The sequence below is a fragment of the Sphingobium sp. FW306-1B-F04DB genome (assembly GCF_058781925.1).
In genome coordinates this window covers 26,029-40,897 of record NZ_JBYSXE010000036.1, presented here as the reverse complement: position 1 = coordinate 40,897, position 14,869 = coordinate 26,029, and the positions used below count along the sequence as shown (strand labels likewise).

Sequence of the window (14,869 nt, the reverse complement as noted above, 5' to 3'; positions counted from 1 at the left end):
ATCTCTCCGCAGTGCGATTGCCTCGTATGACAATCGTCGCACCTCGAAATCCGCGTTTTTACACGTCCTCGGTCGCAGGCAGACGATCAACGGTCACCAAGCCCGACCTCCGCCATTCGCAATTGCGGTCCGGAAACGAACCGTCTGCTATCGGCCCATTGCCGGACCTCGTCCATGCCATCACCCCCTGCCCTAATCGCTGGCCCGATCCTCGAAGCCCTATATATCGCACTCGCCCTGTCCTACACGCGCTGCTTCTGCCATGATCGCCGCGGGCGGCTTCGGGCCGGTCGGGCTGGCGGGGTGAAAACATGGTCATATGCGAGAAGTTCGTGAAGTTCGGTGAAGTCTAGTCCAGCCATGTCCACCGTCCCCGTCCTCAACATCACCCATTCGATCCTCGGCCAGCCCTGGCGTTGGCGCGGCATGCACACCGACACGCGCGACGAGGGTTTCCAGCCCGACGATCTCGTCACCCAGCTGTTGCTGACCCGCGGCTGTCCGCGTGAGGAGCTGGAGGCGCACCGGGTTCCCAGCATCCGCGCCTTCATGCCCGACCCCTCGATCTTCCGCGACATGGACAAGGCCGCGGCGCGCCTCGCCGCCGCCGTCATCGCGCACGAGACCGTGACGATCTTCGGCGATTACGACGTCGACGGCGCGACCTCGGCGGCGCTGCTGATCCGGCTGCTGCGCGATCTCGGCCTTGATGCCCGGCCCTATATCCCAGACCGGCTTATGGAAGGCTACGGCCCTTCGGGCGAGGCGCTGGTGCGGCTCGCCGAAGCGGGCTCGACGCTGATCGTCACCGTCGATTGCGGGGCGCAGGCCTTCGAGGCGCTCGACATGGCCAAGGCGGCGGGGGTCGACGTGATCGTCGTCGATCACCACAAATGCGCGAGCGCGCTTCCCGTCGCGCACGCGCTGGTCAATCCCAACCGGCTCGACGAGGATGAGGGCGCCGCGCACGGCCACCTCGCCGCGGTCGGCGTCGCCTTCCTGCTCGGTGCCGCGCTCGTCCGCCAGCTGCGTCTGCAAGGCTATTTCGCGAACCGCCCCGAGCCGCGCCTGCTCGACCTGCTCGATATCGTCGCGCTCGGCACCGTCGCCGATGTCGCCGCACTCAGGGGACTAAACCGCGCCTTTGTCGCGCAGGGGCTCAAGGTGATGGCGCAGCGGCGCAATATCGGGCTCAATGCGCTGATCGCCGCGTCGCGGCTCACCCGTGCGCCCACCGCAACCGATCTCGGCTTCGCGCTAGGGCCGCGGATCAATGCGGGCGGGCGCGTGGGCAAGTCCGATCTCGGCGTGCGGCTGCTCACCACCGAGGATCCCCATGAGGCGCAGGAGATCGCCACCGAACTCGACCGGTTGAACGAGGAGCGCCGCGCGATCGAGGCCGCGGTGCAGGAGGCGGCCGAGCAGATCGCGATCGGCCAGGGCAATCGCGCGGTCGCGCTCGTCTCGGGCCAGGGCTGGCACCCTGGCGTGATCGGGATCGTCGCTGGCCGGCTGAAGGAAAAGCTGGGCCGCCCCGCGATCGTCATCGCGGTCGACGAGGAAGGCGTTGGCAAGGGCTCGGGCCGCTCGATAGCGGGGGTCGATCTCGGCAGCGCGGTACTCGCGGCGAAGGACAGCGGGTTGCTCGTCGCGGGTGGGGGCCATGCGATGGCGGCAGGCCTCACCGTCGCGGCCGACCGGATCGACGCGCTCGCCGAATTCCTCGACGCACGCCTTGCCGCCGACGTCGCGCGCGCGCAGGGCGAACGTGCGCTGCTGCTCGACGCGGTCCTCGCGCCAGGCGGCGTGACGCCGATGCTGGTCGAGGCGCTCGAAGCGGGCGGCCCCTATGGCATGGGCTGGCCCGCGCCGCGCGTCGCCGCGGGGCCGGTGCGCATCGTCAAGGCCGACATCGTCGGTTCGGGGCATGTCCGCACGATCGTCGCGGGCGACGACGGGCGCAGCATCAAGGCGGTGGCCTTCCGCGCCGCCGACACCCCGCTCGGCCAGGCGCTGCTCGGCGCGCCGCGCGACCGCCGTCTGTGGATCGCGGGCCGCGCGAGGATCGACGACTGGGGCAGCCGCCCCGCCGCCGAACTCCACATCGACGACGCCGCGTGGGCCGATTGAAAAAAGACGCCGCCAAGCCTTGACCGCCCCGCCCCAACCCCGTATTGGCGCCGCCTCAGGCTCAGGCCCCTTCGTCTAGCGGTTAGGACGCGGCCCTTTCACGGCTGAAACACGGGTTCGATTCCCGTAGGGGTCACCACTTCCTCGGCAAGTGGTCGAGGCGCTGAAATATCACAAAAATGCATCCCGCCCCCTGTGCACCAGCCTTGCAGAGCGTGCATTGCCCCCGACGAATTGCTAAGCGACTGCCGGCGCCGCGCACATCGCGGCCTGTTGTTCAGAGTTCGGGACGCGCGCACGCAGAATGACGCATTCACATCTTGACCGTCGCACGCTGCTACGCGGTGCGGCGCTGGCCGGCGGAACGGCTGCCTTTTCGACCTGGTTCCCTGCCTGGGCGCAGCCCGTTTCGCCGGGCATCGCAAAGCCGCTTCCGGTGCTTTCGGGCACCGATATTGCGCTCCGGATCGCGCACCAGATGATGACCGTCGACGGGCGGCGGAGCCATGCGATCGGCATCAACGGCACCGTCCCCGCGCCGCTGATCCGGCTCAAACAGGGCACCGCGGTACGGCTGTCGGTGACCAACGATCTCGACGAGGACAGTTCGATCCACTGGCACGGCCTGCTCGTCCCCTTCCACATGGACGGCGTGCCCGGCGTGAGCTTCCCCGGCATCAAGTCCCGCTCGACCTTCACTTACGAGTTTCCGATCGTCCAGGCGGGGACCTATTGGTATCACAGCCATTCGGGGCTTCAGGAGCAGATCGGGCATTACGGCCCCATCATCATTGACCCCGCAGGCCCCGACCCGATCGAGTCCGATCGCGAGCACGTGATCGTGCTGTCGGATCACAGCCAGCTCCATCCGCACGCGATCTTCCGCAAGCTCAAGATGCAGGGCGGCTATTTCAACCAGCGGAAACAGACGCTTGCCGGTCTGTTCGCGGGCAAGGACCAGCCGCTCGCCGAACGCATGACATGGGGCGCGATGCGGATGGACCCGACCGATATCAGCGATGTCACCGGTGCGGCCTACACCTATCTCGTCAACGGCCATGGCCCGCGCGACAACTGGACCGCGCTGTTCACGCCGGGCGAGCGCGTCCGGCTGTGCTTCGTCAACGCGTCGGCGATGACGACGTTCAACGTCCGCATTCCCGGGCTCAGGCTCACCATTGTCCAGGCCGACGGCCTCAATGTCCGCCCGGTCAGCGTCGACGAGTTCAAGATCGCGATCGCGGAGACCTATGACGTGATCGTCGAGCCGCGCGACGACCGCGCCTATACGCTGGTCGGCGAGGCGGTCGACCGATCGGGCATGGCGCGCGCGACACTGGCACCGCGCGCGGGCATGGTGGCAGAGGTGCCGCCACTGAGGGCGCGTCCGCTCGCGTCGATGAAGGACATGGGCATGGGCGGCATGGATCATGGCGCGAGCGGCGGCTCGCCCGACTGCGCACCCGAACACGCCGCCATGGGGCATTGCACGCCCGCCGCCGGCAACGCCACCCACGGAGACATGGATCAGGCATCGGGTGCGATGAAGCATTCGATGCGTGACATGTCGCTTGCCCCGACGGTCAAGGACACGCCCACGGTCCAGTCGATCTCGCCGATGCCCGTCGACCGCACGGGCGAACCCGGACAGGGGCTCGAGGATGTCGGGCACAGGGTGCTCGTCTATCGCGATCTGGTTGCGGTCGACCGCAACCCCGATATCCGCGCCCCCGAGCGCGCGATCGAGATCCACCTCACCGGCAATATGGAGCGCTATATGTGGGCGTTCGACGGCGAGAAGCTGAGCGAGGTCAAGGATCCGATCCCCTTCGTCAAGGACGAGCGGGTACGCGTGACGCTCGTCAACGACACGATGATGGGGCACCCCATCCACCTGCACGGCCATTTCTTCGAACTGGTGACAGGGCATGGCGAATATGCGCCGCGCAAGCACACGGTGCAGGTCCAGCCCGGCGGCAAGGTCACCTTCGACGTCACCACCGATGCCGAGGGCGACTGGGCGTTCCACTGCCACATGCTCTATCACATGCATGCGGGCATGATGCAGGTCGTCACCGTCCGCCCGCGCAGCGGAGAGGGCGGATGAAGTCGACGCTTCTCCTGGTGACGGGCAGCGTATTGTTCGCCGTCTCCACCCCCGCCGCGGCGCAGTCGGGCTGCACCCCGGAACACGCCGCGATGGGGCATTGCACGCCCGAACCCCCACCAAAGGAAGCGCCACCCCCCGATCCCCATGCCGGGCACGCCATGCCCGCCACCGAAACGCCGGCGCAGCAGATGCCCGGCCACGGCGACGGCGGCACCGCGCTGCCACCGGGCGACGCGCCGGCACCTGCCGCGCCCGTGGCGAATTTCGCCGACCGCGTCTGGGGCGAGTCAGCGATGTCCACCGCGCGCGACCAGTTGCGCCGCGAACATGGCGGCGGGACCCTTTCCCAACTCATGATCGACCGGGCCGAATATCGGCTCAAGGACGGCAAGGACGGTTTCCACTGGGATGCCGAGGCGTGGATCGGCGGCGACATCAACCGGCTCGTCGTGAAGTCTGAGGGCGAAGGCGCATCCGGCGAAACCGCCGAGCAGGCCGAGGTCCAGGCGCTCTACAGCCGCGCGATCGGTCCCTATTTCAACCTGCAAGCGGGCCTGCGCCACGATATTGAGCCCAATCCCTCGCGGACCTATGCGACGATCGGCTTCGAGGGGCTCGCGCCCTATTGGTTCGAGGTCGAGGGTGCGCTGTTCGTCGGACAAAGGCGATGTACTCGCACGGTTCGAAGGCTCCTACGACCAGCGCTTGACCCAGCGGCTGATCCTGCAGCCCAGCGCCGAACTCGATTTCGCGGCGCAGGACGTACCCGAGAACGGGATTGGTTCAGGGCTCAGCACGATCGAGCTGGGGCTGCGGCTGCGCTACGAGATCGCGCGTGAATTCGCACCCTATATCGGCGTGCTATGGGAACGCGGCATCGGCGATACGGCAGACTTCGCGCGCGTGGCGGGCGAGGACGTGGAGGCGACCAGCCTGGTTCTGGGCGTGCGCGCGTGGTTCTGAACATCCCGAGGCTGATTTTTTTCGGGAATGTGATCGAGATCACCAAAACTGACGTCATGATGCTGCATATCGAAGTCGCGACCCGAAGGACGCCGGTCACAAGCCGGGGTCCTCACTGGCCCGGCTCTCGAGCCGGGCCTTTTTTTGGCAAGGCGACGCGCCGTGATGTCCGACAGCCCCGAACCCGGCCACACGGGGAGGGTCAATTTATCGCAGTGGAGTGTTTCGGGGTTTGAAACCGTCGCGCGCGGCGATATTGCTCACCCGGGTTCGTTCGCAAGACTGGAAAAATTGTGGTGCAATTCAAGGACTCGCGTTCGGCTCTGCCGCTCGAATCGACTTTGGACGAAATGCTGACGATCCTGCGGCGGCTCGAGGCAGGCACCCAGCCCGACATGCTTCCCGACAATGACGACAGCAATGCCGAGCCCGACGCTGCGCAGCTGCTGCGCGTCGCCAAGGCGGCGATCAGGATGCGCGAGATCCAGCGGAAATATCTTCCGGCGAGCTATTTCGACGAGCCCGCGCTCAACATCCTGCTCGATCTCTACGTCGCCGAAGCCGAAGGGCGCACCGTCTATGTCAACGACGCGTGCATCGCGTCGCACACCCCGACCTCGACCGCGCTGCGCTGGATCGCGGTTCTGGTCCGCGACGGCTTTGCCGTTCGGACGCGCGACGCGGTCGATGCCAGGCGCACGATATTGGCGGTCACACCCGAAGGGCATCGCACGCTTTCGGCGCTTCTGGGACATTGGGAAAGCATCTGAGCGCGATCCCGCGATGTCAGCGCGACGCGCGTGAGAGTGCGGTCATTCTCAGATCGGCGCCGATTTCTGTGACCCGCCGCAGTGTCGTTAACCAATTGCCCTGCCCCGCGGACGTAATTCACGGCGCGATGCGCACAAGCGGTTAACGAAACACCCGCGAAATGAATCGATAAATCTGTCAAAACGGCAGCGATTGGAATTTCGCGCTTTGTCTCCAGCGGTTATCGATAGCGTGAACGCTTGGGGGGCGTGGGCACAATGCGTATGTTGTCCGTACAAAGACCATCATTTTTCGTCCATTTTGACAGCGGTTTCCGGTGACGGTCGCGTGGCAGCCGCGTCCGGGCGCGGTCGGTTCGGTCGAGACACTTCTGGTCGGCGCCAGCGCCGCCATCTGCTCGATCCGCGAACTCGTTCGACAGGTTGCTCCGACCAGCGCGTCGGTGCTCATCACCGGGCCCTCGGGCAGCGGCAAGGAAATGGTCGCGCGCGCCATTCATCTCGAGAGCCGCCGCACCGCGGGCGATCTCGTCGCGGTCAATTGCGGCGCGATCCCGAGCGAGTTGCTCGAATCCGAGCTGTTCGGCCATGAACGCGGCTCCTTCACCGGCGCGGTCTCGCAGATGCGCGGCCGTTTCGAGGACGCCAATGGCGGCTCGCTCTTCCTCGACGAGATCGGTGACATGCCCGCGAACATGCAGGTCAAGCTGCTCCGCGTCATCGAGGAGCGCGCGATCACGCGCATCGGTGGCCGTACCCCCATTCCGATCGACACGCGGATCATCTCGGCAACGCACCGCAACATCGAAGCCGCGATCGACAATGGCAGTTTTCGCGAAGACCTGTTCTACCGGCTCGCTGTCTTCCCGATCCACCTGCCCGCACTCAATGAACGCCCCGAGGACATCGCGCCGCTGATAGCGCATTTCATCGCACTGTCGACCGAGCGGCGCCGGCCGCTGAGCCTGTCACACGACGCGATGATGCGGCTCCAGGCCTATCGCTGGCCCGGCAATGTCCGCGAGCTCAGGAACTTCGTCGAGCGCGCGTCGATCGTCTTCCCCGGCAAGGAGCTTTCGGGCGAGGAAGTCGACATGCTGCTCACCCGCGGCCAGCCGCGCCGCCGTACGCCCGAGCGCGACAAGACCAGGCCAACCGACATCGCAGAGGCCGCCGCGCCCCCGCAGGGCGAACTGCCCTTTACGGCCGCCGCGATCGTCCCCGGCCAGCCGATCGACCTCAAGTCGCTCGTCGCCGAGTTCGAATATCGCCACATCGTCGAGGCGCTCCAGGCCTCGCGCGGTGTGGTTGCCGACGCGGCGCGGTTGCTGTCGCTTCAGCGCACCACGTTGATCGAAAAGATGCAGAAATACGGCGTCAGCCGCGTCACGAGCTGACCGCGGCGCCTTCGCCGATCGCGGACCAGGATTGCGCGATTTCGGAGATCATCGCCTCGGCATCGGCCACGGCCCCGAAATCCTGATCGCGCATGGCCTTGAGCAGCAATCGGCGTGCCTCGCCGTAGATGGCCGACAGGCTTGCCGCGATCTGTCCGCCCCCGTCGAAATTGAGCGAGTCGTTGAGCGACTGAAGGATCGAGAGCGCACGCGAAAGCGCCTCCGAGCGACGATGCGGATGCACGCTCTTGCGCATCGTGACCATGGCGCGCAGCAGTTCTTCGAACAGGATCGACACCAGCCCGTGCGGCGAGGCACTGGCGATGCGCGCATCGAGATCGATCTGCCCATATTGCGCTGAAGCACCCACGGGTCTGGCCGCCGCACGAAACATCATCCGCTTCCTTCTTTATCTGGTCCGAGAGCCTGATCGGTTGAGGTGGAAGCGCTGTGCGCTTCCACCGAAAGCGTGAATCAGGCTCTATTCAAACTGTTGAGACCTTGATTCACGTTTCAGGCTGTTTCAGCCTGAAACGATCAAGGTCTAAGACGGTCAGTCGTTGCTGCGCGTCCACATCTTGATCTGCTGGTCGAGATAGGATTGCGTCGCCTTGTATGCGGCCACGCGCGTATCCATCGCGGTGAAGGTGCTCACCAGCCGTGCGCGATACGCGTCGGCGCGCGCTTCCATCTTCTCCCGATCATCGGCAATGCGGCCGGCCTCTTCCTTCAGCCGCACTTCGGCGGTGGCGAGGCCTGAGCTCGATTTGCGCAGCGTGTCGCGCACCTCCTGCATCGCACCGCCCAGCCCCTTGTTAGTGCTGCCGAGCGGAGGATTGAACATCGCCTCCACGGCGTCCGGGCTGGCGGAGAGAACGGCGTCGAGCTTTGCGGTATTGACCATCAGCGACCCGTCGCGCTGCGTGCTGACGCCCAGTTCGGTCAGTCGTACGGGGCCCTCGCCGTCACGCAGCTCCATCGACGTCAGCGCGGCAAGCTGCGCACGCATGTCGCGCACCGCCGCGCTGCCGCGCAGCGGTCCCGCCGTCGCGCCCTCGAGCCCGCCGGCCGAAGCATCGTCGAGCATCGTCTCCAGCTCGTTATAGGCGGCCGCGAAATCGAGCACCGCCTGACGCAGATTCTCGGTCGGACGCTGCGCGCCGATCGTCACGACCTGACCGGGTGCGGTCTTCTTGAGGTCGATCTTCACACCCTCGAGCACGTCCGAGAAGGTGTTGGTGTCGCGGCGGATCTCGACGCCGTCGAGCTTCACGATCGCGTCGCGCGCCTGTTGCGCGCGCGTCATGCCGCCGGCATTGCCATCCCAGCGATAGGCTGCAAGCGCGGGATCGGCACCCGCCTGGGGCACCAGCGTGAAGGCGTTGACGGCTCCATTGCCCCCGCGGATCACGAGGCGCGAACCGAGGCTGTCCTTCACCACCGAAGCCGTGACGCCGGCCGTGGCGTCGTTGATCGCGGCAGCGAGACCGTTGAGGCTGTCATTGGCCGCGCCGATCGTGACCTCGAAGCTGCCCTTGCCCGTGGTCAGCGTCAGCTTGCCCTGCCCGATTGCCGCCGCCGGATCGGCGATATGGGCCGAGGCGAGCGACTGTGCGGTCGCGATCTGGACGACCTCGATCTGTGCCGAGAGGCTGCCGAGCGAATAGCCCGCCTTGGCGGTGACGCCGACGATGCTCGCGTCCGACGTCGTGGGCTGGGTGTAGAGCGACCCGCCGCCGATCAGCGTCTTGAGCGAGGTCGCAAAGCTGTCGATCGCGCCCGCCAGGCTGCCGATCGTCGAAATCTGCGCAGCATTGGCGGCCTCGCGCGCCTTGATCTGCGCTTCCTTGGGGCCGCGCTGCGCGGCCGCAAGATCCTCGATCAGCTGCGCGGTATCGAAACCCGCGCCGAGACCCATGCTTGAAGTGATTGAGGTGACCATGGCGCTATCCTGTTGCTCATCAGGAATAACGGCACCGCCAGCCCCGCCTTAAGTCACGGCAGATCGATGACGTGCAGCGTGCAGATGGCGCCTTCGCGCGCGTCCCCCGGTCGGCAGGGACGCTGCACGGCCGCAGGCATGTCGCGCTGCCCTCCGGCGCGCCCGTCGCCCGGCCCCGGCACATTGATCCGCGCGGCTTCGCGTATTTCGGCGCTGACCTTGGCATTGCTGCGCGCACGCCCCTCGCCGACGCTTGCCGCGGGGGTCGAGAGCGGCACCGCGCTGGCCGCCGAAAGCGCAAGCCCGGGGACGAGCCACGGCGCGCAGATCTCACTCAGTCGCGCGGAACGTGATCGCTCAGCCATAGCCACTCCGAACCGGTTCTTGTCCGGACTGGAGAAACGGCGCGACGTGCGCGACCTTAAGGCTGGATTCGTCCGTCCTCGTCGAAACGTGCGTTTTCAGGGACCTCGACATCTGGCTGCGCGATACCCTGCGCCATTGCAGCGTCGAGGTTGAAGACAAAGGCCAGGACGGTCGCCACCGCAATGTACAGATCCTCGCGGACGGCATGTCCGGTCTGAACCGTATAATAGATGGCGCGCGTCAGCTGCGGGTAGGACAGCACGGGAATCTTGCTCTCGGCGGCCAGTTCGCGGATTGCGGCCGCGGTGGCGCCACGTCCGCGCGCGACGACAACCGGGGCCGAGTCATATCCGGGGCGGTAGCGCAGCGCGACCGCGAAATGCGTGGGGTTGGTCAACACGACGGTCGATTCGGCGACCGCGGTGCGCGCCGATCCGCGCAGCACCTCGTGCTGCTTGCGCCGGATCGCGGCCTTCAGTTCGGGCGAACCTTCGGTTTGCTTGTGCTCGTCCTTGATTTCCTGCTTGGTCATGCGCAGCCGCTGCATCCGCTGAAAGAACTGTGCGGGCACGTCGACCAGCGCGATCAGCCCGAGCATGCCCGCCATGACGACCACCGCGATGACGAAGGTGCCGCCCAGATCGCCGATCGCAGCGCGGATGTCCTGGCTGCCCAGTGCCATCATCTGGCTGGCATAGCTGCTGATCAGCCACCAGCCTGCCCAGCCGAGCAGGACCACCTTGGCGAGCGACTTGACCAGCTCGATCAGTCCGTTGAGCCCGAAGATGCGCTTGATCCCGCTGATCGGGTTGAGCTTCTCGCCCTTGAACCCGAAGGCGCTCGCGCGAAAGCCGAGCGATCCGAGCAAGGCGGGCGCTACGATAGTCGCAAGGAAGGCGATCCCCATCAGCGCGCCCAGGGGCAGCAGGATGATCGCGATCAGGTCGACGAAGCGCGCCCACGGATCGAAGTTGCGGACATCGCCATTGTCGAAGCGCAGCGACGCCGCCAGCATCTCGCCCAGCGCCTCCATGATCCAGGGCCCTGCCAGCACCAGCCACGCCACGCCCGCCCAGATGACGAGCGCGGTGCCCAGTTCGCGCGACTGAAGGACGTCGCCCTTCTCCATCGCATCGCGCCGCCGCTTGTCGGTCGGCGCCTCTGTCTTCTGGTCGTTGTCGGGCGTGTCGGCCATGCCTTACCGTCCCGCCAGCTGCCGTGCCATGGCAAGCCCGTTCTGCAGCGACAGGGTAATCGCCTCTCCCATCACGGGCAGCGCCATCGCCATCAGGACGAGGCCGGCGAGCAGTGTCGCGGGCAGGCCGACCGCGAACAGGTTGAGCGAAGGCGCCGAACGCGCGAGCATCGCCATGACGAGCTGGACGATGACCAGCGCGAAGCCGACGGGCAGCGCGATAGCCAGGCCGGCCGCGAACAGCTCGCCCCCGAACAGCACGAGCCCGTTGATGCTGTCGGCCGACATGAAGGCGTCGCCCGGCGGCAGCGCGCGATAGCTTTCGACGATGATCGTTGCGAGCATCAGATGCCCGCCGATCGCAAGGAACAGAAAGGTGGTGAGCAGCGACAGGAACTGGCCGATCGCGGGCGAGGACTGGCCACTCGCAGGGTCGACCATCCCCGCGAAGCCAAAACCCATCACGTTGCCGACGGTCTCGCCCGCGAGCATCGCCGCGGCAAAGCCGATCTGCACCGCAAAGCCGATCGCGAGCCCCGCAAGCACTTCGCCGAGCACCAGCATGAACCCCGCGATCGTGACCAGCCCGCCTTCGGGCAACACAACTGGATTGGCCTGGAGCGCGGCCATGCCGAGCGCGAGCGAAACCACCATGCGCAACTGCAACGGCACATAGGGCGCGCCGAAGACGGGGGCGACGACGAATGCGGCACCGGGGCGGATCATCGCGACCAGCCAGACCCAGAGCTGCGCCTCGAGCCCTGCAAACCCCTCGGGCATCAGCGGACCAGATCCGGGATGCGCGCGAAGATCTCGCGCGTGAAATCGGCGAGCAACAGCAGGATCGAGCCGCCGAAGATCGCGAGCGCGATCGCGACGATGATCAGCTTGGGGACGAAGCTCAACGTCGCCTCGTTGATCGATGTCGCGGCCTGGATCATGCCAAGGATCAGGCCCGCGGCAAGCGCGGGAATCAGGATCGGCGCGCTGGCGAGCGCGAGAATCCACAGCGCCTGCTGCGCGACACCGATGAAATAATCAGCGTCTGCCATCGGCGAAGCTTTCTAGGCCCACACCAGGTGTCATTCCCGCGAAAGCGGGAATCCATGAGCGCAGTCCTTTCCGGACAATTCCGTGTTCCTGGATTCCCGCTTTCGCGGCAATGACAATGGAGGGACAGATGTAGTTTCCGGCCACGCTATCCCCCCGCGAACGATGCGGCGAGCGATCCCATCGTCAGCGCCCAGCCGTCGACGAGGACGAACAGCAGCAACTTGAACGGCATCGAGATGATCGTCGGCGACAGCATCATCATGCCCAGCGCCATCAGCGTGCTTGCGACGACAAGATCGATGATCAGGAATGGCAGGAAGATCAGGAAGCCGATCTGGAACGCGGTCTTGAGTTCGCTCGTCACGAAGGCAGGGAGCAGGATAGAAAAGGGCACATCGGCAGGCGTGGCGAATTTTGGTGCCTCCGCCAGATCGGCGAAGAGTTTGAGGTCGGTCTCGCGCGTCTGTTTGATCATGAAGCCGTGGAGCACCGTGCCCGAACGTTTCACCGCCTCCTCGATACTGATCTGGCCGTCGCCATAGGGGGCGTAGGCAGTCGCGTTGATCTGGTCGATCGCGGGACGCATCACGAAGATCGAGAGGAACAGCGCCAGACCCACGAGCACCTGATTGGGCGGGGTCTGCTGCAGCCCGAGCGCCTGTCGCAGGATCGAGAGCACGATGATGATGCGCGTGAAGCTCGTCATCATGAGGATCAGCGACGGCAGCACCGTCAGCAGGCTCATCAGGACAAGGATCTGGAGTGACAGCGACAGCGGACGTCCGTCGCCCGCAATCGTGTTCACCGCGCGGTCGAGCGCACCCGGCTGTGCGAAGGCGGGTGCTGCGACCAGCAATCCGGCGCCGAGCACGAATGCCGCGGCGACAACGCGTTTACGCATCCTTCGCCTCCGGCGCCTTGCTGTCGGCGAGCAGTTCGATCCGCCCACGCGCTACCGAGACGAGCAGGTGCCGGTCGGCGAACTCGACCACAGCGAGCCGGCCGGTGGCGCCCATCGGCAATACGTCGACCAGCTTCACCAGCTTCTCGCGCTTGCCGATCGCCATGTCCGGCCCGACGCGGCGCCACAGCCAGAGCGCGCCAAAGGCGAGCCCCGCGACGAGCGGGAGCAGGATCAGCAGGCGCAGGATATAGGCGGTCATCATGTGCGGCGCTCGATCCCCGCCATGCGCGCATCGCGCGCGACGACATCGACTACGCGGATTCCGAACCGGCCATTGACCTGTACCACCTCGCCCTTCGCGATCAGCGTGCCGTTGACCATGATGTCGAGCAGCTCGTTCGACTGTCGATTGAGTTCGACGACACTGCCTTCGGCAAGCTCGAGCAGCTCGGCGAGCGGCAGCGAGGTGCTGCCCACCTCGACTGAAAGCCGCAGCGGCACGTCGGCCAGCAGGCGGAAATTGGCGCTCGTCGGGCCGATCTCGGTTTCGCCCTGTGCGGGCGCTTCGGTCATGTCGCTCATTCAAATGCACCTTTCTCGATTTGGTCGATCATCAGCGCGGCATGGCCGTCCTTTTCGCCGATGGTGCCCATCGCCAGCCGCTTGCGCGCGACGATGAGCGGAACGCGTGGGGGAAGCACGACGGGGATGATGTCGCCGGGCTTCATTTCGAGCACCTGCGCCAGCGTCAGTTCGGGGCGCGCGAGCACCGACCGGACCGGCAGCCGCACCTGCTGGAGCGCATGCGCCATCCGCGCACGCCATACCTCGTCGGCGGGACCGGCATCGTCATGAACGCGCGCGCTGAGCTGGGTGTCGAGCATGCGAAGTGCCGCGACGGGATAGACGACGCTGATCGTCGCGGACTTGCCCTGCGCGGGCGTCAGCACGAGGCGCTGCACCGCCACACTTTCACCAGGGCGGAAAACGTTCGCATAGGCTATGTTGGTCTCGCGCGAGGCGAGCGCAGGCGCGAGGCTCGCGACCTCGGTCCATGCCTCGCCGAGCCGCTCGATCACGCCATCGGCGAAGCGTGCGATCAGCCGCTCCTCGGACTGCGTGAACTCGCGTGCGCGTCCGGGGCGGACGTCGCCCGATCCGCCATAGAAGATATCGACCGCACACGCGACGAAATCGGGCTCGAGGATGACGAGCATCGTGCCCTTGAGCGGGCGAAACCGGTAGAGGCTGAGGCTGAGAAAATCGGGGAGCGTCGCCTGCCAGTCCTCGAAACGGCGGACCTCGATCTGTGCCGCCGTGACCTGCATGCGCGTCTGCATCAGGGGCTCGACGAGCGTGCGGATGCGACGCGCAAGCCGCTCGCCGATGCGCTCCAGACCGGACAGCCACGCAGTCGAACGATCGTCGCTGGTGCCAAAGGCATGGGGCATCGCAGCCTCCGGTGCCCCTGTTTCGGAGGTGTCGATGACGCCGGCCGCGGGTTTCTTGGGGCGGCTCATTGGATGACGAAGCTCGTGAAATAGACATTGTCGACGCCGCCAAAGCCCTCTTTCTCCTGGAGCACGCGATTGATCGTGTCCTTCAGCGATGTCTGGAGCTGTTTCTTGCCTTGGGGCGTCGAGATCACGTCGACCGACTGGTCGGCGAGCGTCATCAGCACCGCTGAGCGGATCGGCAGCTCGTGGCGCTTGATATTGTCGAGCACGCGGCTGTCATAATAGGTCGAGACGCCCAGCGAGAGCTGCATGAAGCCGTCTGCATCGGCAAGATTGGCGGTGAAGTTCTTCTCGATCTCGAAATAGGTCGCCTCGCGGCTGCCGTCCTCGCGCTTGGCGATCTGGGGCTTGTCGGCATGCGGATCCTCGGCCTTGCTGCCGCCGATCAGCCCGGTCTGCATCGCGTACATCGCGCCGCCCGCGCCGCCGCCGACGAGGACGATCGCTCCCAGCACAATAAACAGCATCTTCTTCAATCCGCCCTTTTTCACGGGCGCCGCGGCAGCGGTGTTATTACTCATG

At 66.0% G+C, this 14,869-nt stretch carries 15 protein-coding genes, 1 tRNA gene and 1 pseudogene; 6 read left to right on the top strand and 11 right to left on the bottom strand.

Translation table 11 applies throughout. From position 1 onward, the window contains the following. Positions 1 to 360: 360 nt before the first annotated feature. From recJ to AC3WJD_RS15250, 6 genes and pseudogenes are all read left to right on the top strand, one after another. Positions 361 to 2,130 (top strand): single-stranded-DNA-specific exonuclease RecJ, encoded by a 1,770-nt coding sequence (gene recJ, locus AC3WJD_RS15275; RefSeq protein ID WP_492747551.1) that lies wholly within the window; start codon positions 361 to 363, stop codon positions 2,128 to 2,130. A gap of 64 nt (positions 2,131 to 2,194) precedes the next feature. Continuing rightward, a tRNA-Glu gene (locus AC3WJD_RS15270) sits at positions 2,195 to 2,269 on the top strand. 165 nt (positions 2,270 to 2,434) lie between these two features. Further along, positions 2,435 to 4,237 carry a copper resistance system multicopper oxidase gene (locus AC3WJD_RS15265; protein WP_492747550.1) on the top strand — a complete coding sequence of 601 codons (1,803 nt, stop codon included), beginning with the start codon at positions 2,435 to 2,437 and terminating at the stop codon, positions 4,235 to 4,237. Beyond that, a pseudogene (locus AC3WJD_RS15260) lies at positions 4,234 to 5,203 on the top strand (copper resistance protein B). Before AC3WJD_RS15265 ends, AC3WJD_RS15260 begins: the two are co-directional and overlap by 4 nt. A 296-nt stretch (positions 5,204 to 5,499) precedes the next feature. Beyond that, entirely contained in the window at positions 5,500 to 5,973 is a 474-nt protein-coding gene (locus tag AC3WJD_RS15255) for a hypothetical protein (protein WP_492747549.1), read from the top strand. Positions 5,974 to 6,290: 317 nt separating this feature from the next. Then, positions 6,291 to 7,370 (top strand): sigma-54 interaction domain-containing protein, encoded by a 1,080-nt coding sequence (locus AC3WJD_RS15250; RefSeq protein WP_492747548.1) that lies wholly within the window; start codon positions 6,291 to 6,293, stop codon positions 7,368 to 7,370. Here AC3WJD_RS15250 and fliS read toward each other — a convergent pair. The 11 genes from fliS to AC3WJD_RS15195 all read right to left on the bottom strand — a co-directional run bounded on the left by fliS (position 7,360) and on the right by AC3WJD_RS15195 (position 14,868). Then, complete coding sequence (gene fliS, locus AC3WJD_RS15245) at positions 7,360 to 7,767, bottom strand: flagellar export chaperone FliS (RefSeq protein WP_492747547.1); 408 nt, start codon at positions 7,765 to 7,767, stop codon at positions 7,360 to 7,362. The genes AC3WJD_RS15250 and fliS overlap by 11 nt on opposite strands. Positions 7,768 to 7,923: 156 nt before the next feature. Beyond that, positions 7,924 to 9,312 (bottom strand): flagellar filament capping protein FliD, encoded by a 1,389-nt coding sequence (fliD, locus tag AC3WJD_RS15240; protein ID WP_492747546.1) that lies wholly within the window; start codon positions 9,310 to 9,312, stop codon positions 7,924 to 7,926. Positions 9,313 to 9,365: 53 nt separating this feature from the next. Then, positions 9,366 to 9,677 carry a hypothetical protein gene (locus tag AC3WJD_RS15235; RefSeq protein ID WP_492747545.1) on the bottom strand — a complete coding sequence of 104 codons (312 nt, stop codon included), beginning with the start codon at positions 9,675 to 9,677 and terminating at the stop codon, positions 9,366 to 9,368. Between the two features lie 56 nt (positions 9,678 to 9,733). Next, positions 9,734 to 10,873, bottom strand: a complete 1,140-nt coding sequence (locus tag AC3WJD_RS15230; protein ID WP_492747544.1) for an EscU/YscU/HrcU family type III secretion system export apparatus switch protein — start codon at positions 10,871 to 10,873, stop codon at positions 9,734 to 9,736. A 3-nt stretch (positions 10,874 to 10,876) separates the two neighbouring features. Continuing rightward, entirely contained in the window at positions 10,877 to 11,656 is a 780-nt protein-coding gene (gene fliR / locus AC3WJD_RS15225; protein ID WP_492747552.1) for a flagellar biosynthetic protein FliR, read from the bottom strand. Beyond that, positions 11,653 to 11,925 (bottom strand): flagellar biosynthesis protein FliQ, encoded by a 273-nt coding sequence (gene fliQ / locus AC3WJD_RS15220; protein ID WP_492747543.1) that lies wholly within the window; start codon positions 11,923 to 11,925, stop codon positions 11,653 to 11,655. Before fliQ ends, fliR begins: the two co-directional genes overlap by 4 nt. A 146-nt stretch (positions 11,926 to 12,071) precedes the next feature. Next, entirely contained in the window at positions 12,072 to 12,827 is a 756-nt protein-coding gene (fliP, locus tag AC3WJD_RS15215; RefSeq protein ID WP_492747542.1) for a flagellar type III secretion system pore protein FliP, read from the bottom strand. After that, positions 12,820 to 13,092 carry a flagellar biosynthetic protein FliO gene (locus AC3WJD_RS15210; protein WP_492747541.1) on the bottom strand — a complete coding sequence of 91 codons (273 nt, stop codon included), beginning with the start codon at positions 13,090 to 13,092 and terminating at the stop codon, positions 12,820 to 12,822. Before AC3WJD_RS15210 ends, fliP begins: the two co-directional genes overlap by 8 nt. Continuing rightward, positions 13,089 to 13,412 (bottom strand): flagellar motor switch protein FliN, encoded by a 324-nt coding sequence (gene fliN / locus AC3WJD_RS15205; RefSeq protein WP_492747540.1) that lies wholly within the window; start codon positions 13,410 to 13,412, stop codon positions 13,089 to 13,091. The genes AC3WJD_RS15210 and fliN overlap by 4 nt, the downstream gene beginning before the upstream one ends. Continuing rightward, the gene (locus AC3WJD_RS15200) at positions 13,409 to 14,350 is read right to left on the bottom strand and encodes a flagellar motor switch protein FliM (protein WP_492747539.1); all 942 of its coding nucleotides are present in this window, start codon (positions 14,348 to 14,350) and stop codon (positions 13,409 to 13,411) included. The genes fliN and AC3WJD_RS15200 overlap by 4 nt, the downstream gene beginning before the upstream one ends. Beyond that, complete coding sequence (locus tag AC3WJD_RS15195) at positions 14,347 to 14,868, bottom strand: flagellar basal body-associated FliL family protein (RefSeq protein ID WP_492747538.1); 522 nt, start codon at positions 14,866 to 14,868, stop codon at positions 14,347 to 14,349. The genes AC3WJD_RS15200 and AC3WJD_RS15195 overlap by 4 nt, the downstream gene beginning before the upstream one ends. Position 14,869 lies beyond the last annotated feature (1 nt).

Excerpts from the sequence above, each read along its gene's own strand:
- recJ (WP_492747551.1), top strand. The coding sequence starts at position 361 with ATGTCCACCGTCCCCGTCCTCAACATCACCCATTCGATCCTCGGCCAG.
- AC3WJD_RS15265 (WP_492747550.1), top strand. The coding sequence starts at position 2,435 with ATGACGCATTCACATCTTGACCGTCGCACGCTGCTACGCGGTGCGGCG.
- fliS (WP_492747547.1), bottom strand. The coding sequence starts at position 7,767 with ATGATGTTTCGTGCGGCGGCCAGACCCGTGGGTGCTTCAGCGCAATAT.
- fliD (WP_492747546.1), bottom strand. The coding sequence starts at position 9,312 with ATGGTCACCTCAATCACTTCAAGCATGGGTCTCGGCGCGGGTTTCGAT.
- AC3WJD_RS15235 (WP_492747545.1), bottom strand. The coding sequence starts at position 9,677 with ATGGCTGAGCGATCACGTTCCGCGCGACTGAGTGAGATCTGCGCGCCG.
- AC3WJD_RS15230 (WP_492747544.1), bottom strand. The coding sequence starts at position 10,873 with ATGGCCGACACGCCCGACAACGACCAGAAGACAGAGGCGCCGACCGAC.
- fliQ (WP_492747543.1), bottom strand. The coding sequence starts at position 11,925 with ATGGCAGACGCTGATTATTTCATCGGTGTCGCGCAGCAGGCGCTGTGG.
- fliP (WP_492747542.1), bottom strand. The coding sequence starts at position 12,827 with ATGCGTAAACGCGTTGTCGCCGCGGCATTCGTGCTCGGCGCCGGATTG.
- AC3WJD_RS15210 (WP_492747541.1), bottom strand. The coding sequence starts at position 13,092 with ATGATGACCGCCTATATCCTGCGCCTGCTGATCCTGCTCCCGCTCGTC.
- fliN (WP_492747540.1), bottom strand. The coding sequence starts at position 13,412 with ATGAGCGACATGACCGAAGCGCCCGCACAGGGCGAAACCGAGATCGGC.
- AC3WJD_RS15200 (WP_492747539.1), bottom strand. The coding sequence starts at position 14,350 with ATGAGCCGCCCCAAGAAACCCGCGGCCGGCGTCATCGACACCTCCGAA.
- AC3WJD_RS15195 (WP_492747538.1), bottom strand. The coding sequence starts at position 14,868 with ATGAGTAATAACACCGCTGCCGCGGCGCCCGTGAAAAAGGGCGGATTG.